At 68.1% G+C, this 20595-nt stretch carries 19 protein-coding genes; 10 read left to right on the top strand and 9 right to left on the bottom strand.

Annotated elements, in window-relative coordinates; all coding sequences use genetic code 11:
* Positions 1 to 49 precede the first annotated feature (49 nt).
* Positions 50 to 1471, top strand: coding sequence for a M20/M25/M40 family metallo-hydrolase (locus FPL11_RS08070; protein WP_144348151.1), 1422 nt, complete (start codon positions 50 to 52; stop codon positions 1469 to 1471).
* 7 nt (positions 1472 to 1478) lie between these two features.
* Here FPL11_RS08070 and FPL11_RS08065 read toward each other — a convergent pair whose 3' ends face one another.
* The gene (locus tag FPL11_RS08065) at positions 1479 to 2246 is read right to left on the bottom strand and encodes an SDR family NAD(P)-dependent oxidoreductase (protein WP_144348150.1); all 768 of its coding nucleotides are present in this window, start codon (positions 2244 to 2246) and stop codon (positions 1479 to 1481) included.
* Between the two features lie 35 nt (positions 2247 to 2281).
* On the opposite strand from FPL11_RS08065, the gene FPL11_RS08060 reads away from it, so the two are divergent.
* Genes FPL11_RS08060 through pdeM form a run of 4 tightly spaced genes read left to right on the top strand, consistent with a single transcriptional unit; the run spans position 2282 to position 7984 of the window.
* The gene (locus FPL11_RS08060; RefSeq protein ID WP_144348149.1) at positions 2282 to 3286 is read left to right on the top strand and encodes a ligase-associated DNA damage response exonuclease; all 1005 of its coding nucleotides are present in this window, start codon (positions 2282 to 2284) and stop codon (positions 3284 to 3286) included.
* Positions 3286 to 4875 (top strand): ATP-dependent DNA ligase, encoded by a 1590-nt coding sequence (locus FPL11_RS08055; protein ID WP_144348148.1) that lies wholly within the window; start codon positions 3286 to 3288, stop codon positions 4873 to 4875. The genes FPL11_RS08060 and FPL11_RS08055 overlap by 1 nt, the downstream gene beginning before the upstream one ends.
* 20 nt (positions 4876 to 4895) lie before the next feature.
* Positions 4896 to 7331 carry a ligase-associated DNA damage response DEXH box helicase gene (locus tag FPL11_RS08050; RefSeq protein WP_246085267.1) on the top strand — a complete coding sequence of 812 codons (2436 nt, stop codon included), beginning with the start codon at positions 4896 to 4898 and terminating at the stop codon, positions 7329 to 7331.
* On the top strand, positions 7328 to 7984 hold the full coding sequence (gene pdeM, locus FPL11_RS08045) for a ligase-associated DNA damage response endonuclease PdeM (RefSeq protein WP_144348146.1): 657 nt from the start codon (positions 7328 to 7330) through the stop codon (positions 7982 to 7984). The genes FPL11_RS08050 and pdeM overlap by 4 nt, the downstream gene beginning before the upstream one ends.
* A 97-nt stretch (positions 7985 to 8081) precedes the next feature.
* On the opposite strand, the gene FPL11_RS08040 is transcribed toward pdeM, so the two are convergent.
* From FPL11_RS08040 to FPL11_RS08020, 5 genes are read right to left on the bottom strand one after another with little or no spacing between them, the layout of a single operon-like run.
* Positions 8082 to 9659 carry a cryptochrome/photolyase family protein gene (locus FPL11_RS08040; RefSeq protein WP_144348145.1) on the bottom strand — a complete coding sequence of 526 codons (1578 nt, stop codon included), beginning with the start codon at positions 9657 to 9659 and terminating at the stop codon, positions 8082 to 8084.
* Positions 9656 to 10471, bottom strand: a complete 816-nt coding sequence (locus FPL11_RS08035; RefSeq protein ID WP_412549244.1) for a M23 family metallopeptidase — start codon at positions 10469 to 10471, stop codon at positions 9656 to 9658. The genes FPL11_RS08040 and FPL11_RS08035 overlap by 4 nt, the downstream gene beginning before the upstream one ends.
* A 13-nt stretch (positions 10472 to 10484) precedes the next feature.
* Positions 10485 to 10958 (bottom strand): Fur family transcriptional regulator, encoded by a 474-nt coding sequence (locus FPL11_RS08030; RefSeq protein ID WP_144348143.1) that lies wholly within the window; start codon positions 10956 to 10958, stop codon positions 10485 to 10487.
* 5 nt (positions 10959 to 10963) lie between these two features.
* Positions 10964 to 11656, bottom strand: coding sequence for a tRNA (adenosine(37)-N6)-threonylcarbamoyltransferase complex dimerization subunit type 1 TsaB (gene tsaB, locus FPL11_RS08025; protein WP_144348142.1), 693 nt, complete (start codon positions 11654 to 11656; stop codon positions 10964 to 10966).
* Positions 11653 to 12942 carry an MFS transporter gene (locus tag FPL11_RS08020; RefSeq protein ID WP_144348141.1) on the bottom strand — a complete coding sequence of 430 codons (1290 nt, stop codon included), beginning with the start codon at positions 12940 to 12942 and terminating at the stop codon, positions 11653 to 11655. Before FPL11_RS08020 ends, tsaB begins: the two co-directional genes overlap by 4 nt.
* 117 nt (positions 12943 to 13059) lie before the next feature.
* Here FPL11_RS08020 and ectA point away from each other — a divergent pair, with 117 nt between their 5' ends.
* Together ectA and FPL11_RS08010 are read left to right on the top strand one after the other, a co-directional pair.
* Positions 13060 to 13593, top strand: coding sequence for a diaminobutyrate acetyltransferase (gene ectA, locus FPL11_RS08015; protein WP_069134213.1), 534 nt, complete (start codon positions 13060 to 13062; stop codon positions 13591 to 13593).
* A gap of 48 nt (positions 13594 to 13641) precedes the next feature.
* Positions 13642 to 14031, top strand: coding sequence for an ectoine synthase (locus FPL11_RS08010; RefSeq protein ID WP_069134212.1), 390 nt, complete (start codon positions 13642 to 13644; stop codon positions 14029 to 14031).
* On the opposite strand, the gene yoaA is transcribed toward FPL11_RS08010, so the two are convergent.
* Together yoaA and FPL11_RS08000 are read right to left on the bottom strand one after the other, a co-directional pair.
* Complete coding sequence (yoaA, locus tag FPL11_RS08005) at positions 14010 to 15938, bottom strand: DNA repair helicase YoaA (protein WP_144348140.1); 1929 nt, start codon at positions 15936 to 15938, stop codon at positions 14010 to 14012. The genes FPL11_RS08010 and yoaA overlap by 22 nt on opposite strands.
* Positions 15935 to 16444, bottom strand: a complete 510-nt coding sequence (locus tag FPL11_RS08000) for a disulfide bond formation protein B (protein WP_235013462.1) — start codon at positions 16442 to 16444, stop codon at positions 15935 to 15937. The genes yoaA and FPL11_RS08000 overlap by 4 nt, the downstream gene beginning before the upstream one ends.
* A 65-nt stretch (positions 16445 to 16509) precedes the next feature.
* Here FPL11_RS08000 and FPL11_RS07995 point away from each other — a divergent pair, with 65 nt between their 5' ends.
* Positions 16510 to 18033 (top strand): protein adenylyltransferase SelO, encoded by a 1524-nt coding sequence (locus tag FPL11_RS07995; RefSeq protein WP_144348139.1) that lies wholly within the window; start codon positions 16510 to 16512, stop codon positions 18031 to 18033.
* On the opposite strand, the gene FPL11_RS07990 is transcribed toward FPL11_RS07995, so the two are convergent.
* Entirely contained in the window at positions 17952 to 18677 is a 726-nt protein-coding gene (locus FPL11_RS07990; RefSeq protein ID WP_159308494.1) for a Crp/Fnr family transcriptional regulator, read from the bottom strand. The genes FPL11_RS07995 and FPL11_RS07990 overlap by 82 nt on opposite strands.
* 224 nt (positions 18678 to 18901) lie before the next feature.
* On the opposite strand from FPL11_RS07990, the gene FPL11_RS07985 reads away from it, so the two are divergent.
* Both FPL11_RS07985 and FPL11_RS07980 read left to right on the top strand, forming a co-directional pair.
* Complete coding sequence (locus tag FPL11_RS07985; RefSeq protein WP_144348137.1) at positions 18902 to 20236, top strand: NAD(P)/FAD-dependent oxidoreductase; 1335 nt, start codon at positions 18902 to 18904, stop codon at positions 20234 to 20236.
* Between the two features lie 11 nt (positions 20237 to 20247).
* Positions 20248 to 20595, top strand: coding sequence for a DUF5368 family protein (locus FPL11_RS07980; protein ID WP_144348136.1), 348 nt, complete (start codon positions 20248 to 20250; stop codon positions 20593 to 20595).

Below are 20595 nucleotides of genomic sequence, written 5' to 3'. Positions count from 1 at the left end.
GATCGATAGGCTGAGCCCTCCAAGCCCGGACAGACAATCAGAGGCGTACATGAGCGGCTATCTCAATCTGGAACAGGCACAGGCCATGGTCGAGTCGGACTGGCGCGAAAGCATTCGCCCGGCACTCGAGGCGTTCATCCGCATTCCCGCGAAGTCACCCGCCTTTGACCGCGACTGGTCGGCAAACGGGTACATTGACGAAGCCGTCGCCCAGGTCGAGGCCTGGTGCCGGGCCCAGGCGCCCGCGGGCAGTCATGTCGAAGTGATCCGGCTGCGGGGTCGCACGCCCCTGCTCTGGGTGGATGTACCGGGCACCGGCCCGGGCGAGACACTGCTCTATGGGCATCTCGACAAACAGCCCGAGGCCAGCGGCTGGGACAGCGACAAGGGCCCCTGGACACCGGTGGTCGAGGGCGATCGGCTGTATGGCCGCGGCGCGGCGGATGACGGCTATGCCGTTTTCTCCTCGCTCGAGGCGGTGCGGCTGCTCCACGAACAGGGCGTTCCCTGCCCGCGCTGCATGCTGTTGATCGAGTGCGCCGAGGAAAGCGGCAGCCCCGATCTGCCCGCCTACATCGAGCATCTCGGTCCGCGCCTCGGGCAGCCGGGGCTGGTGGCCTGCCTCGACTCGGGCTGCGCGAATTACGAGCAGCTCTGGGTCACCACCTCGCTGCGCGGGATGGCCGCTGGCGACCTGACGGTGCGGGTGCTCGATCAGGGCGTCCACTCAGGGGACGCCGGCGGCGTGGTGCCGTCGAGTTTCCGGATCGCCCGGGCACTGCTCGAGCGGATCGAAGACGCCGCCACGGGGGCGATCCGCCTGCCGGCGCTGCAGGCCGAGATCCCCGCCGAGCGGGTGGAGCAGGCCGAGCTTGCCGCGTCAGTGATCGGGACCGACCTGGCCGACAAGTACCCGTGGGCGAGCGCCACCCGGCCCAACAGCGAGTCGACGCCGACCCTGATCCTCAACCGCACATGGCGCCCGGCCCTGGAAGTGATCGGTGCCGATGGACTGCCGCCCCGCACCGAGGCCGGGAACGTGCTGCGCCCGGCGACCACCCTGCGGCTGTCACTGCGACTGCCACCGACGGTGGACGGCGAGGCGGCCACCCGCGCACTCCAGCAGACCCTGACCGAGGCCCCGCCGCAGAATGCCGAGGTGCAGTTCCATCCCGCGGGTGCCGCCAACGGCTGGAATGCCCCGGCCTTCGCCGGCTGGCTGGGTGACAGCCTTGGTGCCAGCTCCCGGGCCTGGTTCGGTCAACCCGCCGTGTTCATGGGCGAGGGCGGCAGCATCCCGCTGATGAACCTGCTTGGCGCGCACTTTCCGGCGGCGCGGTTCCTCGTCACCGGCGTGCTGGGCCCCGGCTCCAATGCCCATGGGCCCAACGAGTTCCTGCACATGCCCATGGCCCAGCGCCTGAGCGGTGTGGTGGCCGAGGCACTGGCCGCGCAGTCGGCCGCCGACTAGCCGACGCCTACCAGGGGATCGGGGCGCCGTCCCAGGCATAGAACCCGCCGTTGTCCGCCGTCGTGGCGGCATCGATGCGGGCGAGCAGCTTGCCGGCGGCGAACGCCGGGGTGAACAGTTTGCCCTCGGGGACGCGCGCCTGAAACGGTTCAGACAGATCGGTGCGGGTGGTGCCGGGGTGCAGCGCCAGGCAGATCACCCGGCGTGCCCGACGCGTGCATTCGATGGCCAGGTCGCGGGTGAGCATGTTCTGGGCCGCCTTGCTGGTGCGATAGGCATACCACCCGCCCAGGCGATTGTCGCCGATGCTGCCCACCCGCGCGGAGAGGCTGGCAAACACCGCGCGCTGCGAGTGGTTGAGAAGCCCCAGGCACTCCCGGGCGATCAGCGCCGGCGCCAGGGTATTGACCCGATAGCTGGTGAGCATGCCCTCGGCGCTGATCGACTCGACGCGCTTTTCCGGCCAGATACCCTGCGCCTCGTCATGGAGCAGGCCAAACGCATTGATCAGCAGGTGCAGCCGCGGCTGATCGGCCCGCAGTGTCGCCGCCATCGCAGCGATGCTGGCCTCATCGAGGATATCCACGGCCAGCGGCATACAGCGCTCGCCATAGGCTTCGCGCAGGGCGGTCAGCCGGGGGCTGTCCGGGGTACGTGTGGCCGCCCAGACCCGACGCGCCGACGAGCCGGCCAGCAGCTGCTCCACCAGCGCCGCACCAATCCCGCCGCTGGCGCCGACCACCAGGACATTCGAGTCGTGATCGAGCGTTTCCATCAATCGATTCCTTCTGCCGCGTTACAATGCCCATTATGGCAGCCCCGCTCATTCAGCCCACCCGGCACGGTCTCTACTGTGCGGCCGGTGATTTTCATATCGACCCCTGGCGACCGGTGCCCCGGGCGCTGATCACCCACGCCCATGCCGATCACGCACGCCCCGGCAGTGAAGCGTACTGGAGCCTGCGCGACGGACTCGGGCTGATGCGCCGGCGGCTCGGTGGCAGGGCCTGCCTCAACACGGTGGACGAGGGCGAGCGGCTGCAGTTCGGCCCGGTCAGCGTCAGCTTTCACCCGGCCGGTCATGTCCTAGGCTCGGCGCAGATCCGCGTCGAGCACGAAGGCGCGGTGTGGGTGGCATCCGGCGACTACAAACGGGATCCGGATCCGACCTGCGCCCCCTTCGAGCCGGTGGCCTGCGACACCTTCATCACCGAGGCGACCTTCGCACTGCCCGTCTACCGCTGGCCCGCGGTGGAGACGGTCGCCGCGGACATCCACCAGTGGTGGCACAACAATGCGGCGAGCGGGCGCACCACGGTGCTGTTCTCGTACGCCCTCGGCAAGGCCCAGCGGCTGATGGCGGCGCTGCCGGCCCCCCACCCCGGTCCCATCTATCTGCACGGCGCCGTCGCCCCGCTCACCCAGGACTATCGCGACGCCGGCATCGAACTGCCGCCCACCCATCGCGTCAGTGAGGCACCCGGTGACGAGGACTATGGCCGGGCGCTGGTGATCGCACCGCCGAGCGCGGCGGGTTCAACCTGGATGCGACGCTTCCGTCAGCCCGCTCTGGGGTTTGCCTCGGGCTGGATGCGCATTCGTGGCAACCGCCGCCGGCGGGGCTATGACCGCGGCTTCGTCATCTCGGATCACGTTGACTGGCCCGGGCTTTTGCAGACCATCGAAGACACCGGCGCCCGCGAGATCCTGACCACCCACGGCCGCGCGGATGAGCTGGTGCGCTACCTGGGCGAACGCGGCCTCAACGCCCGGCCTCTGGCCACGCTCTATGGCGACGCCGGAGAGGATGACTGATGCAGGGGTTCGCCGAACTGTTCCGCGCCCTCGACGAGCAGCGCGGCACCAACGCCAAGGTCGCCGCCATGGCGGACTATTTCGGCCGGGTATCCGCCGCGGACGGCGCCTGGGCGGTGTACTTTCTCAGCGGGCGACGCCTGAAACGCCTCATCGGCCCCGTGCAGCTGCGGGAATGGCTGGCGCAGATGACCGGTCTGCCGGCCTGGCTGGTCGACGAGACCCATCAGCATGTCGGTGATCTCGCCGAGACGGTCGCACTCATGCTCGACACCCCGGCGGACGACGGCGCGGCGCCCGATCCGGGGCTTGCCCACTGGGTCGAAACACGCATCCAGTCCCTGCGCGACTGCGACGACGGGCAGCGTCGCGCGGCGGTAACGGCGGCCTGGCGCGAGCTCGACGAAGCGGGGCGCTTTCTGCATACCAAACTGCTCACCGGCGCCCTGCGCGTTGGCGTATCGCAGACACTGGTCGAGCGGGCACTGGCCCGGGCGAGCGGTCTGCCCCGTCCGGTGATTGCCCACCGCATGATGGGTCAGTGGCGCCCCGAGCCAGCTTTTTTCGAGGGCCTGTTCGATGCCCGGTCCGGTCAGGAAGATGCCTCGCGCCCCTACCCGTTCTTTCTCGCCCATCCGCTGGAGGGCGACCCCGCGGACGCCCTGGGCGCGATCGATGCCTGGCAGCTCGAGTGGAAGTGGGACGGCATCCGGGCGCAGCTCGTGCGCCGCGCCGATGCGGTGTACCTGTGGTCGCGCGGCGAAGCACTGGTCACCGATACCTTTCCGGAACTGATCGAAGCCGCCCGGGCACTGCCCGCGGATACGGTCCTTGATGGCGAGATCCTTGCCTGGCGCGATCAGGTCCTGCCGTTCGCACAGCTGCAGCGACGACTGGGTCGCAAGCGCGTGACGCGGCGCTTCATGAACGAGGTGCCGGTGCGACTGATGGCCTACGATCTGCTCGAATCCGCTGGCAGGGATCGGCGGGACGATCCGCTGCAATCCCGCCGGGCCCGGCTCGAGGCCCTGCTCGAGGACGCCGAGCCGCCGCTGATGCTCTCGCCACTGATCGATGCACCGGACTGGGCCACGCTGGCCGCACGTCGCGACGAATCCCGCGACCGGGGCGTCGAGGGGATCATGCTCAAGGGCCGTCACACGGCCTACGCCACCGGTCGGCCACGCGGGCCGTGGTGGAAGTGGAAGATCAGCCCGCTGACGCTCGACGTCATCCTGCTCTACGCCCAGCCCGGTCATGGCCGACGCGCCAACCTGTACACCGACTACAGCTTCGCCGTGCCCGACGGTGACCAGCTGGTGCCCATCGCCAAGGCCTATTCGGGCCTCGACGATGCCGAAATCCGCCGGCTGGATCGATGGATCCGACGCAATACCCGCGAGCGATTCGGTCCGGTCCGCTCGGTGGAGCCGGTCCAGGTATTCGAGCTGGCATTCGAGGGCATCAGCCCGTCGTCACGTCACAAATCCGGGCTTGCCCTGCGCTTTCCACGCATCAGCCGCTGGCGCGAGGATCTGGGCCCCGGTGATGCCGATACCCTCGATCAGGCCCGGGCATTGCTGCCATGACCGTAGCGGCGTCGAACCGGTTGACCGAATGGTTCGCCGGCAATGGCTGGACCCCGGCCGAGTTCCAGCAGACCGCCTGGGCGGCCTACGCCGCCGGCGAGAGCGGGCTGATCCACTCGGCTACGGGGTCAGGCAAGTCCCTGGCGGCCTGGGGTGGGCCGCTGCTTGAGGGGCTTGAACAGGCCGCCGCCGGGCATCAGACGGCGGCGGGTTTTCGGGTGCTGTGGATCACGCCGCTGCGCGCCCTTGCCGGCGATACGCTCGACAGTCTGCGCACCGCCGCCGCCGGCGTCGGACTGGACTGGCGCATCGAAAAGCGCACCGGGGACACCTCGGGCAGCGCCCGGACCCGGCAGCGGCGGCGTCCGCCGGAGGCGCTGGTCACCACCCCCGAGAGCCTGTCGCTGCTGCTCTCCTACCGCGATGCGGCGCGCCAGTTCGCGCCGCTGCGGGCCGTGATCGTCGATGAATGGCACGAGCTCATCGGGACCAAACGCGGTGTGCAGCTTGAACTGGCACTGGCGCGACTGCGGGCGCTGGCGCCGGGCCTGCGGACCTGGGGACTCTCAGCCACCCTTGGCAACCTCGACGAGGCCCGGGACTGCCTGCTGGGTGGTAGCGCCCGCGACGGGCGCCTGATCCAGGGCCCGCCGGCCCGACCCATCCATATCCGCACCCTGGAACCGACCCAGGAACAGCGCTTTCCCTGGGCGGGGCACCTGGGTACCCAGCTGATTGACGGGGTGATCGAGGCCCTCGAGGGAGACGGCACCTGCCTGCTGTTCACCAATACCCGATCACAGGCCGAGCGCTGGTTCGAAGCGCTGGTGCGGGCACGGCCCGACTGGATCGAGGGCCTGGGGCTGCATCACGGCTCCATCGACCGGTCCCTGCGCGATCGCATCGAGGCGGGACTCGCCGCCGGGGCATTCCGTTGCGTGGTGGCCACCTCAAGCCTCGATCTGGGGGTCGACTTTGCCCCGGTGGACCGGGTGATCCAGATCGGCAGCCCCAAGGGCGTGGCGCGACTCGCCCAGCGTGCCGGGCGCAGTGGTCATCAGCCCGGGCGGCACAGCCAGATCCTGTGCGTGCCCACCAACGCCCTCGAGATGATCGAGATCGCCGCTGCGCGGCAGGCGTGGGCAGCCGGTGAGGTGGAATCCCGACCGCCTCTGCGCGAGAGCCTGGATGTGCTCGCACAGCATCTGGTGACCCTCGCGGCCGGCGACGGCTTTGAACCGGACGCCCTTTATGCCGAGGTGCGGACCACCTTCGCCTACGCTGGTCTGGATGAGGCGGCCTGGCAGTGGACACTGGACTTTGTGACCCGCGGCGGACCGGTTCTGGCCGCCTACCCCGACTTCCAGCGTGTGGTCGCGGGCATCGACGGCCGCTACCGGATCGCCGGTCGTGGCCATGCCAGCCGGCACCGCATGAGCATTGGCACCATCACCAGCGACGCCGCCATCGCCGTGCGCTACCAGGGCGGCGGACACATCGGCACCATTGAGGAGAGCTTCATCGCTCGCCTGCGTCCCGGCGATGTCTTCCTGTTCGCCGGCCGAAGCCTGGCCCTGGTGCGGGTGCGTGATCTGACCGCGTACGTCCGCCGTGCCAGCGCCCGCCGCCAGGCGGTTCCGCGCTGGCAGGGCGGGCGCCTGCCCCTGTCCACCGCCCTCGCCGACCGCGTCCTGAGTCTGCTGGCCGAGGCGGCTGGCGGCCACTTCGACGAGCCCGAGATGCGCGCCATCCGCCCGCTGCTGACGGTCCAGTCGCAGTGGTCCGAGCTACCCCGCCCGGGTCGACTGATCATCGAGCGCACGACCTCCCGCGAGGGCGAGCATGTCTTCATCTATCCATTCGCCGGCCGCCTGGCCCACGAGGGTCTGGCCACCCTCTGCGCCTGGCGGCTCGGGCAGATCACGCCGGCCACCTACAGCCTGTCAGTGAATGATTATGGCTTTGAACTGCTGGGCCGCGATCTCCCTGAGCTGAGCACTGACGACTGGCGGTCCCTGTTTGACGCCGATGGGCTGGTGGAGGATCTGGCGGCGGCGATGAATGCCAGCGAGCTCGCGCGTCGCCAGTTCCGTGATATCGCCCGGGTGGCGGGACTGGTGTTTCAGGGCTATCCCGGCAAGGGGAAAAGTGCACGCCAGCTCCAGGCCTCGAGCGGGCTCATGTTCGACACCATTGACCGCTACGATCCCGACAACCGCCTGCTCGACCAGGCCCGGCGTGAAGTCCTTGACAGCGCCCTCGAGGTGGATCGCCTGCGCGCGGCGCTGCAGCGGATGGCCGCCGCTGAACTGGCCCTCCATCACCCGGCGCGATTCACGCCACTGGCTTTCCCCCTCTGGGCGGAGCGGCTGCGTAACCGGCTCAGCACCCAGAGCTGGCAGGATCGCGTAGCCCGCATGGTCGCCCAGCTTGAAAAGGCCGCGGATCGGCCATGACCGGCCCTGTCGTTGATCTGAACGGCCAGCGCCTCGAGCTGCTGCCCGAACGCGCCGTATTCTGGCCGGCAACCGCGACATTGCTGCTGGCCGATCTGCACCTGGGCAAGGCCGCGCGTTTCCGCCGCGCCGGGCTGGCAGTCCCCGAGGGCGACAATCAGGCGACACTGGCGCGCGTCGATGCGCTGATCGAAGCGCGGCGGCCCGCCACGCTCATCCTCCTGGGGGACATCCTGCACGCCTCGCTGGCCGCCGATCCGGCGCTGCGCGACACACTGCTCGTCTGGCGCGCCCGCCATCCGACAGTCGAGATGATCGCCATTGTCGGCAACCATGACCGGGATATCCGTGGCCTCGAGCCCGCCCTCCCCTGTGCGGCCGAGGGGCTCCTGCATCATGGCCTGAGTCTGCGCCATCATCCGCCAGAGGGCCCGGTGGATACGCCCTGGCTTGCCGGCCACTGGCACCCGGTGGTGCGACTCAGCGCCGCCGGCGACAGCCTGCGTCTGCCCGCTTTTGTCGAAGCCCCGGATGTCGGGCTGGTACTGCCGGCATTTGGCGGGCTGACCGGCGGGGCACTGATCGACCGGCGTGCCGGCCGCCGCCGTTATGTGACCAGCGGTGAAGGGGTGTTCGCCGTGGATCCGGGCTAGGACCGCGCAAAAAAAAGCCGACGGGATCGTCGGCCAAGAGGAGGAGAGAGAGAACTAACTGTGTTGCGATGCAATATAGCACCCCTCGCCTTTCCTCTCAACCCTTTGTGGCAGGGTCGTGCTCCGCCCCCATCCGGCTGCGGAGTGACTCGGCCTGGGCCCGGATCGCGGCGCGCTGATCCTCGCTTTTGCGCTGCAGATTGCGGAACTGAAACTGCAGGCGCCGGTTGCCGGCGAGCTGGGCCTCATGACGGTCCAGGAATTCCCAGTACAGCGTGGTGAACGGGCAGGCCGTCTCGCCGACGGCCTCCCGCGGATTGAACCGGCACTGGCTGCAGGCATTGCTCATTCGGTCGATGTAGGCACCGCTGGCGCAGTAGGGCTTGGTGCCGACCACCCCGCCGTCGCCGAACTGGCTCATCCCCAGGGCGTTGGGCAGGCTTACCCAGTCGGCGGCGTCCAGATACAGCGCCGCATGCCATTCATGGAATCGGTAGGGGTGCACGCCATAGAGCTGGGCGAACAGGCCCAGCACCATCAGACGCTGGATATGATGGGCGTACCCGTGGCGCAGCAGCGCCGCCATCGCATCGGCCACACAGGCCATGTCGGTCTGCCCGTCCCAGAAAAACGTCGGCAGCTCGGCCTGATGATCAAGGGCATTGAGCTCGGCATACCCGGGCATCCGCAGCCAGTACACGCCGCGGATGAACTCGCGCCAGCCAAGGATCTGGCGGACAAAACCCTCCACGGCATTGATCGGTGCGGCACCGGCGTCCAGTGCCGCCTCGGCGCGGGCCAGACAACGCCGCGGGTCGAGCAGATGCAGGTTGAGCGAGGTCGACAGGCGGGCATGGTAGAGCAGCGGCTCACCCACCCAGATGGCATCCTGCCAGGTGCCGAAGGCCGGCAGTCGATGACGGATGAAATCGTCGAGCGCGGTCTCCGCCTGCGCCGGCGTCACCGGTTGATCAAAGTCGGCGGCACGACCGGGGAAATGCCCGTAACGCTCGGCCACCAGCGCGATCACGGCCTGAGTGGTGGCATCCGGCTCGAACACCGGGTGGCCCGGCAGATCACCCGGCCCGCCGGCGCCAAAGGCCGCGCGGTTGTCCTTGTCGAAATTCCACGCCCCGCCGCGCGGCTGGCCACCGTCCATCAGCACGTCATGGCGCTTTCGCATGCTGCGATAGAAGTATTCCATGGTCAGGCTCTTGCGATTCGACGCCCACTCCTGGAACGCCTCACGGCTTGCCATGAAATGCCGGTCGCGGTGCCACTCCAGCGCGACATCCAGTGGCTCAATGCACTCGAGCAGGGCCTGTTCCAGGGACCAGTCGCCGGCCTCCATCATGACCACGCTGGCCGGTCCGAGTGCCGCCAGGTCCTCGGCCAGCTGCCCGGGCAGGGTGGTATCGGTCAATGCCGCCCCGGGACCCGCGTCGGCGGCATGGTAGTGCACGGCGACGCCCTGCTGGCGCAGGGCATCGCGCAGGTGCCGCATGGCCGACCAATACAGCACCAGGCGTTGCTGATGCGGCGCGCCTCCGGCCGGCTGATTGACGGTCTCGGCCATCCAGACCGCGTCCCGGGCGGGGTCGATGTCACTGAGGAGCGGACCATTGCGATCAAGCTGATCGGCCTGCACCACGATAAGCCGGCGGAGCGTGTTCATTGGGTGGAGGCCTCCGTCATCGGTGGAACCAGCATCGAGGGGTCGATGCGTTGATCGAACCAGTTCATCCGCCAGTCGAGATGGGCACCGGTCACCCGCCCGCTCGCGCCGACTTCGGCGATGATCTCGCCCTGGCGGACCGTATCGCCCACCGCCACGCGCATCGCCGACAGGTGCAGGAAGCTCGATGACAGGCCCTGACCGTGATCGAGGATCAGCGTGCCGCCCGAGAAGAACAGATCCTCGGCGGCCAGGGTGACCACGCCATCGGACGGGGCCCGCACCGGCGTCCCGGTGGGCCGGGCGATATCAATGCCGTAGTGGGGCTGACGCGGTTCGCCATTGAGAATCCGCTGACTGCCGTAGATCCCGGAAATCGGCCCGGTCACCGGCCAGATCCAGCCGGCATCGAAGTGCCGCGCCGGCAGGCGCCTGGCGCGTGCCGCCCGCACCGCCGATGCATCGCGCCGGATCCGCTCGAGGGTCTCGGCGTCGGGACTGACCTGATTGCGGTCAAGCCCGTCAATGCGCTGGATGTCATAGCGCCGCTGGGCAACCTCCAGGGTGCGCTGGCGGCGCGTGCCATCGGGGCTGACCGCCGTCACCGTGACCACGGCCGGCGCATCGCGGCCCAGCCCCAGCACGAAACGCCCGGCTGAATCCACGGGGACCGTGTGGCCGAGGGCCCGCACCTCGGCGCCGGGGGGCGCCTCGCCATGCAGCAGCCCGCCCTGCCGCCGTGGACCATCGATGTCGAGCGCGCCGGCGACCAGCGGCAGGAGGCCAAGCAGCAGACCAAGGGTTCGAGTCAATCGGATCATGATTTCATTCCCCGCGACAGGCCGGGCAGACGCCCTCGATCTCGACGGTCTGGGCCAGTTGGGCGAAGCCCAGATCGCCAGCGCGCTGGGCGAGCGCCGCCTCGATGGCGTGATCGTCAAGCTCGGCCACACGATGGCAGTGGCGGCAGATCAGGAACTGGCCGTTATGACTGTGTTCGGGATGCCCGCAGCCGACATAGGCATTGATCGACGCCAGCCGGTGGACAAAGCGCTCGGCCATCAGAAAATCCAGCGTGCGGTACACCGTCGGCGGCGCCGCCGATGCCGAGCCCTGACGCAGTCGTGCCAGCAGATCATACGCCTTGACCGGCTGGTGGCTCTCCCAGATCAGCTCGAGCACCCGCCGGCGCAGCGGCGTGAGTCGCCGGCCACGCTGCAGACAGAGTCTCTCAGCCTCGCCCAGCGCGGCATCAATGCAACGCTGATGGTCATGGTCCTCGCCCGGGAAAGCGCTCATCCGCCTCACCTCTTTTGCGCGTGGGTCACGCAGTTGCGCAGATAGACCGGTTCAAGCGCCGCCGCCGCGACCGCCTCACCGGCAGCCAGACGCTGCCGTGCCAGCGGCATGGCCGCGGCGATATCCGGATCGCAGTCGGCATTCACCGCGCTCAGTCCCGCCCCATCGGCGATGGCCGGCCAGGCGGCGAAGCCGCTGCCGGCCCCGGACCACTGCCCCGCGGGCAGCGGCGGGCAGACCGGCGCACCCAGCCATTCATCACCCACCGGCAGCGTCCCGAGCTCCGCGGTCGGCGGATGCCGGAAAAGCCCGCCATAGACCTCGCCCATGCGCGCGTCCAGCAGCACCAGCGTGCCTGTGGGTGTGGGATCGTTCCGCCAGGCCGTCTCGGCCACCACCTGCAGGGTCGACAGTGCCACCACCGGCCGATCAAGACCCAGCGCGAGGCCCTGACCGACGCCGGTGGTCACCCGCACACCGGTGAACCCGCCCGGGCCACGGGTACAGGCGACGGCATCGACGCCGGTGCGGCCGAGACCTGCCTCTGTCAGCAGCGCATCGGCGGCCGCCAGTACCGCCCGGGTCTGACCCTGTCGCTGGCGGGTGGTTCGAGTAATAATCGTATCACCCACCGCCAGCGCCACGGTGCAGACCCCGGTGGTGGCGTCGATGCCCAGGATAACGGGGGATGCCGTCATGGTTCAGCCTCCGGCTCGGGCGCCTCAGTTGTATCGGTCTCAAAATCCAGCTCCAGCTGCACCGCCTCATAGCGCGGGTCGAGCCCACCGGCATAGACCGCTTCCTGGGGGACGACGCGGTAGGTGGACGGCTCGCCCACGGGGATCGGCGGACCGATGCGCTGGCGGAGCCAGGCAAACCCGCCCAGCAGCAGGCCAGCCCCCGCGAGGGTCCAGAACAGCCCGGCCGGGCCGAGCAGAGTCATCAGCTGGGTGGCGATCAGCGGGCCGAAGATCATCCCCGCCCCATGCACCAGCAGCAGGCTGGCGCTGGCGCCCAGCATCTGCTGAGGCTCGAGAAAGTCGTTGGCAAGCGACAGCGAGATGGGGTAGAGGGTGAATGCAAGCCCGCCCCAGACCACCGCCATGCCGATCACGGCCCATTCATGGGCACCGGTCATGTAGACAATGCCGAGGCTCGTCGCGGTCATCAAAAAACTGACTCCCATCAGGACATCGCGCCGATTGAAACGATCCGACAGGTGGCCGATCGGCCACTGCAGGACAAAGCCGCCGAGGATGCTCAGGCCCATGAGCCAGGCGATATGGCCGTCGCTGAACCCGACGCCGCGGGCATACACCGGCGCCAGGCCCAGAAACGCCCCACCCACCGTCCCGGCCAGCGCCGAGCCCACCACACCCAGTGGCGAGGCATCGAACAGGTCCCGCAGGCCGACCCGCTCCACCACCGGCAGCGCCGGTGAAGCGATTCGGGTGATCGTCACCGGCACCACCGCAGCGGCAATCAGCATGGCGGCCAGACTGAAGAGTTCAAAACCGCCGGGCGCGCCCACCATCAGCAGGAACTGCCCGCCGCCAAGGCCGACATAGCTGACGATGCTGTAAACGCCCAGCACCTGGCCGCGTCGCTCACTGGGCGTGCGATCGTTGAGCCAGCTCTCGGTCACCATATACAGGCCCGCCAGGCTGAACCCGAAGGCGAGGCGCATCAGTCCCCACAGCCAGGGTTCGAGCAGCAGCGGATAGGCCAGTGTGCTGATTGCCGCCATGGCCGCGAAGGCCGCAAAGCTGCGGATGTGCCCCACCCGGGCAATGAGCCCGGCGCACACCCAGGTCGCCATGACGAAACCCACCGAATAGCAGGCGGTGACGAGGCCGATGACGCGGGTGTCGAAGGCCTCCTCGGACATGCGCACACCCACCAGGGTGGTCAGCAGCCCCCCGCCGCTCAGCAGCAGTCCGAATGAAACGAACAGTGCGATAAACGGTGAGATCGTGCGCTGCATGCGGGTACCGGTGGTGGCGTCGGGAGTGCGTCTGTGGGGGTGCGCCGAGGATAGTCGACCTGCCCCGGCATTGCTACTATCACAGGCGACACCCGCCAATGCACGAGGGAGACAGTATTGATCGACGAGGAAATCCCCGACCAGGGCATCCGGCTGCGCTCGCCCAATGCCGATGAGGGGGGCGCCATGTGGTCGGTGGCGAGAGACACGCAGACGCTGGACCTGAACTCGAGCTATCTCTACATGCTGCTGGCCCGCGACTTCGCGGACACCTGCGTCATTGCAGAACACGAGGGTCGGATCGTCGGCTTCGCCAGCGGCTATCGCCGCCCGCGGCATCCCGAGGTGGTATTCCTCTGGCAGGTGGGGATCCGCCCCGGACTGCAGGGACAGGGACTGGGCAAGCGGCTGATTGCGGCCTTCCTGCGCCAGCCCGGGGCCGATCGGGCGAGCATGCTCGAGACGACCATTGCGCCGGATAACGAGGCCTCACGGGCCCTTTTCCAGTCGATGGCGCGCGAGCTCGACACCGACTGCCAGATCAGCCCCTGCTTTCGGGCGGAGGATTTCCCGGACAATGGCCACTCGGCGGAAGAGCTGTTCACCATCGGTCCCTACCGGCCATCGGCCCTCAACCAGCTGGCGCCGTGAGCACCCAGTCACCCACACACCGCAGTCACTCCGAACAGGGGAAAAAGAATGAAAATCGTCGATCTTGAGGTCATCAAGGGTTCCGAGCGCGAAGTCCACGGCCCGGGCTGGACCAGCCGGCGGCTATTGCTGAGAAAGGACGGGATGGGGTTCTCGTTTCACGAGACCATCATTCCCGCCGGTGCCGAAATGACGCTGTGGTACAAGAACCACCTCGAGGCGGTCTACTGCGTTGAGGGCAATGGCAGCGTCGAGGACCTGGCCACCGGCGAGCGCCATGAGCTGCGCGACGGCGTGCTCTATGCGCTGGATCAGAATGACCGCCATGTCCTGCGCGGCGGCACCGAGGACATGCGCCTGATCTGCGCGTTCAACCCGCCGGTCACGGGTCGCGAAACCCATGATGCCGATGGCTCCTACGAGCTCGTCGAGGACTGATCGGCGAAAAAGTCGTTGACCGCCTCGATGTCGCGGACCAGTGGCATCGGCGGCAGACTGGCGCGGAACAGCCGGCCATAGGGCTTGCTGATGAGGCGCGTATCGCCGAGCACCAGGACGCCGCGATCGGCGGTGTCGCGGATCAGCCGCCCCACCCCCTGCCGGAGGCCGATAATGGCCTCCGGCAGTTGATGGTCGGCGAAGGAGCTCCGCCCCTGATCCTTCAGCCAGGCGGCCCTCGCCTGCAGGACCGGATCACCGGGTGAGGCAAACGGCAGGCGGTCGATCATCACACAGGACAGGGCCGGGCCGCGGACATCCACTCCCTCCCAGAACGACTGTGTGCCCAGCAGGATCGCTCCCGGCGTGGCCCGGAACCGCTCCAGCAGCTGCTTGGGTGCGGCATCCCCCTGGACCATCAACGCCGACCAGCCCCGGGCCCGCAGCCAGTCGGCGGCATTACGCAGGGCGCGATGACTGGTGAACAGCATGAAAGCCCGCCCCTCGCTGGCCTCGAGCACGGGCTCGACGGCCTGCAGGTAGGCCTCGTCAAAGCGCGGGTCGCGCGGCTCTGGCAGTGACGCCGGGAGATAGAGCCGGGTATTGCGGGCATAATCAAAGGGGCTGTCGAGCTGCAGGGTCTGCGCCGAGTCGATCCCCAGGCGACGCTGGAAATGCTCGAATGAGCCGTTCACGCCCAACGTCGCCGAAGTGAGCACCCAGGACTGGCCGTGCCGGGCGCGGCTGCGACGGAAATGCTCGGCGACATCCAGTGGCGTCAGCCGCAGCGCGAACCCCTGGCCGCGGGTCTCGACCCAGGCCACTTCACGGGACTCGGTATCATTGGCCAGAAACCCGCGTAGCGACGACTGCAGCTCATCGCTGCGTTTGTGACAGTTCTCGAGCCCGCGTCCCCGGGGCGCCTGGGGGGCGAGGGCCCCGGTCAGCGATTCAAGGGCCGCCGCCAGCTCGCCCGCCGCCTCGTGGGGTGCCTCGCCGGCATCCGCCCATGCCATGCGCGAGCTCTCCCCCAGCGCCTGGCGCAACTCGGCCGCGGCGCGCTCGACCCGCGCGGCGTGTTCCGCCAGATCCGGGGAGTCACCGGCCTCGCGCTGCTGCTCGAGACGCGTATCCCGCACCAGATCCTGTAGCTGGCGGCTTGAAACCGTCGCCCCGAAGAATCGGGCCGCCGTCTCGGGCAGCTGGTGGGCTTCATCGAGGATATACACATCGGCGCTGGGCAGCACCTCGCCGTAGCCACCCTCACGCAGCGCCCAGTCCGCCATCAGCAGATGGTGGTTGACGACGACCACATCCGCCTCCTGCGCCTCACGGCGGGCCTCCATCAAAAAGCATTCACTATAGAGCGGACAGTTCTGCCCCAGACAGTTGTCGGCGGTGGATGTGACCCGCGGCTGCAGACGCCCGTCCACGCTGCCGGCCGGCGCTTCGGCCAGATCACCACTTCGGGTGCGCCCCGCCCAGGCTCGCAGCTTTTGCAGCCCATCGGCCATCGCCGCGGTCTCGAGACGGCCCTCCTCGGCGGTGCGCTCCATGCGATAGAGACACAGATAGTTGCCGCGCCCCTTGAGCAGTGCCATGCGGACAGGCCGCTCGAGTGCCGCCCGGGCAATCGGCAGATCGCGATGATAGAGCTGATCCTGGAGCGTGCGCGTGCCGGTGGAGATCACCACACGCTTGCCCGAGTGCAGCGCGGGGATCAGATAGGCGAGCGTCTTGCCGGTGCCCGTGCCAGCCTCGACCACCAGCGAGTCCTCGGCCTCAATGGCCGCCGCCACGGCCTGCGCCATACGCTGCTGCTCTTCACGGGGCGAGTAGTCATCGAGCAGGTCGGCCAGCGGTCCATCGGCGGCGAGCGCGCGATCCAGCGCGGCATCGTCGGTCATTGGCCACCCGCCGCGCGGCGGCCGCGAAGGTTGGCGGCAACGGCCAGCCCCCCGATGACCCCATAGGTCAGCAGCGTCCAGGCCGGAATACTCACACCCAGCACCCGATCCACGGCCGCGCACTCACCGGATCCCGACAGCACCAGCGTGATCACCTCAGTGACTGGAAACACCCCCAGAAGATAGTCCAGACCCGGGCCGCAGGCCGGCACCTGATCCGCCGGCAGCGACTGCAGCCAGAGGTGCCGCCCGGCGAGACCGATGCCACCGAGGCAGGCGAGCACGGTCAGCACCGCGACGCTGCGACCCGGCACCACCATTCCCGCGAGCAGCACGACACCCATGGCAATAAAGGCGATGCGCTGGAACACGCACAGCGGACAGGGTTCCATGCCACCCACCCACTCAAGCACCAGGGCAATCGCCACCAGCGCGAAGCAGATCAGCGCCAGCAGGCCGTTGATATGTGCGGGTTGACGCCACTGGTGCTGAAGGAATGCCATCATCCGCCCAGTTTGCCGAATGGGGGACGGCCTCGCCATCCCCATGGGCCATCGGATACGGTGACGTTATGACGCAGTTCACACTCGACAACCGCTATCCCGACGCACTCCCGGCGACTGGCTACGCACACTGCGACCCGGCCCCCGCTCCGGCGCCGGCCCTGCTGCTGGTCAATGAACCACTCGCCGAAGCCCTCAACATCGCGCCATCGTGGTTGCAGGGTGCCGATGCCGCCGCGCTATGGACCGGCAACGGGCCCCTCGCCGGCACACGACCCGTTGCACTGGCCTATGCCGGGCATCAGTTCGGCCAGCCGGTGCCGCAGCTTGGCGACGGCCGGGCCCTGATTCTGGGACAGGTCACCACCCGTGACGGCGCCGTCGTTGACCTGCAGTTGAAAGGCTCCGGACGCACGCCTTTCTCGCGTGGCGGCGACGGACAGGCGGCGCTCGGGCCGGTGCTTCGGGAGTATATCGTCAGCGAGGCGATGCACGCGCTGGGTATCCCGACCACCCGGGCGCTGACCGTGGCCACCACCGGCGCAACGCTCGAGCGGCAGTTCGGCCCCGAGCCCGGCGCGGTCCTGACCCGCGTCGCGGCCAGTCATCTGCGCTTTGGCAGTTTCGAGTATTTCGCCCATCGCGGCGATACCGACGGGCTGCAGGCACTGGTCGACATGGCCATCGACTGGCATGACCCGGACTGGCGCGATGCCTCGGCCAGCGAGCGCGCCGCCGCCCTGCTCGACCGTGTGGTCGAGCGCACCGCGGCGCTAATCAGCGAATGGTTGCGGGTGGGTTTCATTCACGGGGTGATGAACACCGACAACATGACCCTCAGTGGCGAAACCCTCGACTACGGCCCATGTGCCTTCATGGACGGATTCCGGCCCGATCGGGTCTACAGCTCCATTGATGTGCGTGGGCGCTACGCCTGGAACCAGCAGCCGCGCATCGGGCACTGGAACCTGACGCGTCTGGCCGAATGCCTGCTGCCGTTGCTCGACCCCGATGAAGCGAGCGCCACACAGCGGGCGGAGCGGATCCTTGCCACCTACCCGGGCCGCTTCGAGGCGCACTACAACCGCGCACTGTCAGCCAAACTGGGGCTCACGGACCTGCGCGGAGGCACGGACCCGGCCGTCGGGGAGGAAGCCACCGGGGAAGATGCCGAGCTCGCTGAGCGTTTGCTTGGACTGATGGCCCGGCATGAAGCGGACTTCACCAACACCTGGCGGGTGCTCGCCACAGACCGGCCCGATTCACCCGGCCAGTGCCGGGCGATGGGCGAGTGGCTGGGGCACGACGACGCCCTGGCGCAATGGATGGATGATTACGCCGCGCGTCTGCAGGCGGCGGGCATTGCCGAATCCACACGCCAGTCGCGGATGAACCACACCAATCCGGCCGTGATTCCCCGCAACCATCAGGTCGAAGCCGCCCTCGACGCCGCCCGGCAAGGCGACATGGCGCCGGCCCGGCAACTGATCGACGCGCTCCAGTCGCCCTATCACCCCCCGCCGTCGGCGGCCTGGCTGCAACGGCCGCCGTCGTTGGCCGAGGTCGTGCCCGCCACGTTCTGCGGGACCTGACGGGAGGGCGCCGCTGGACTGATCGAGGCGGCCATTGCCTGCAGACGCACCGTATCCAGGAACCGCACCCGGCGGCCGCTCGCGTGAATCAGGCCGTGGCGCCGGAACTGACCGAAGACCCGGCTCGTCGTCTCCGGCGTCAGCCCGACCGACTGCCCCAGATCCGCCCTCGACATCGGCAATCGCAGGGTCTCGGCCGAAGCCTCTGGCTCGGGCATGCGACGGCGCAGCGCCAGCAGGATGAACGCCAGCCTGGCCGGTGCCGCATGACCGGCCAGGGCCGCGTGGGCATCCTGCTCATTGAGGATGACCCCGCTCATCAGGCGCATGAGTTGACGCCGTAGCGCCGGGTGCTCATCGGCGACGCGGGACAGCGCCGGAAAGGACAGCGAACACACGGCGGTTCGCTCAAGGGCAATGGCGGTGTTGACGTAGTGACCGGCATGAATGGCGGTCAGGCCAAAGAATTCACCCGGCAGACGGAAGGACAGGACCTGCCCGTCGCCGGCAGCATCGTTGACAACGGTTTTGACGGCCCCGACGCGCACCGCATAGATCGCCTGAAAAGGCTCACCCTGCCGGTAGAGGGTGGTCCCTGCGGGAACTGAAGCATGCTGGGTCGCCAGCTGGCGTAGCCGATCCATGACGCTTGCCCCAAGGACGGCAGGGGAAACGGCATCCAGCACCAGGCAGGGTGAGGACTCACTTGGGGGGTTATCGTTATCCATGGCTATCCGTCTTCAATGGATAGTCCGACAGTCTTGCAGAGATGACGCCGGGGCTCGGTGACATTGTCACTGTCCCCCCACCGATTGCCGCGCCATGATCATGGCATGAAGGCATAAAGACCTTCCCCTAGGAGGACAGAATGACTGATTCAAATCCCGTAAAGACCTCCCGCCGGCGGTTTCTTGCCGGTTCCGCCATGGCCGCCGGTGCGGCCGCCAGCGGCATCGCCGGCGGCGCCCTTTTCAAAAGCGGCAGTGCCCGGGCGGTGTCGACCAATGCGCGCATCGTCATCGCCGGTGCCGGCGCCGCGGGGCTTTCCATCGCCACCCGTCTGAGCCGGCAGCTGGACGGCGCCCGCATCACCCTCATCGACAGCCGCGAGATCCATCTCTACCAGCCCGGATTGACGCTGGTTGGCACAGGCATCTGGGAACCTGCCCAGGTTGAGGATCGAAATGCCCGATACATCCCCGATCAGGCGGAATGGATCCGCGATGACGTCGTTGCCTTCCACCCCGACAGCAACCAGGTCGAGACGTCGGGGGGCAGTCGGGTCGACTACGACTATCTGGTCGTCACCACCGGGCTGCAACTGAACTTCGATGAGATCGAGGGCATGGACCCAAGCCTGATTGGCAGCGACGGAATCGGCTGTGTCTATGCCAGTCCACAGAATGCCTCGCGCACCTGGGAGGCGGCCCGGCAGTATATCGATGAAGGCGGCGTCGGGCTTTTCACCCGTCCCCCGGGGCCGATCAAATGTGCCGGCGCACCGCTGAAGGTGACCATGCTCATCGAGGATGAGCTGCAGAACAACGGCACCCGGGCCGAGGCGGAGATGCATTATCTGCCGCCCGGTGAGGGGCTGTTCTCGCAGCCCGACATCCACGAGTTTCTCAAAAGCTATTTCCCCGAACAGCGGGATATCGCCATTGACTGGAGTCATCCGCTGACCGGCATCGACCCGGGCAACCGGCGGGCGACCTTCGGCACGCCGGAGGGGGCGCAGACCATCGACTACGACTTCATCCATGTCGTACCGCCCATGTCGGCCCCGGACATGATCCGCTATGGCGATCTGGGCTGGCAGGAAGGCGACTTCCAGGGCTGGATGGAAGTGGATCAGTACAGTCTGCAGCACCGCCGCTACCCGAACGTCTTCGGCGCCGGTGACGTGGTGGGCACGCCGGTGGGCAAGACCGCTGCCAGTGTCAAGGCCCAGGCACCGGTGGTCGCCGACAACGTGGTGGCCGCCATCGAGGACCGCGAACTCCCCATGGAATGGACGGGCTATACCTCCTGCCCGCTCATTACCGAGAAGGGCCAGGCCATGCTGGTCGAGTTCGACTTCAGCCTCGAGATGACGCCCTCGTTCGACTTCCTCAATCCGTTCGAGCCGCAGTGGGCTCCATGGTTTCTCAAGGAACGCATGCTGCATGCCGCCTACAACGCGATGATGCGCGGCCGGGTATAAGGAGGCCTGTCATGGAATTTTCGATTTTTGGCATTCTGGCCGTTGTTCTCGAGCTGTTCCGGCCGATCCTTCTGCCGCTGGGAGTCCTGATTGCGGCCGATCTTTTGCTACTGGCCATCGTCATCGGCCGGCATCGGCGCCTGAACGTGGCACGCGGGCTCCGCACGGCGGCCGCCATCGGCGTTGTGCTGGGCCTGGCGGCGGCGCTGTACTTTCCCGTCTGGACCGGCGCCGGCCTGCCCCAGCTGCAGAGTCTGGTCGATTATCTCGCCATCATTGCGGCGGGCGTGGGCATCGGTTTTGCCGCGGCCTGCGCCGTTTATCCGCCCGTTCAACTGTTACTGAGGAAAACCGCCTGA

This window comes from Spiribacter aquaticus, from assembly GCF_007625215.1.
Lineage (GTDB): Bacteria > Pseudomonadota > Gammaproteobacteria > Nitrococcales > Nitrococcaceae > Spiribacter > Spiribacter roseus.
This window is presented reverse-complemented; position numbering and strand designations above follow the sequence as displayed.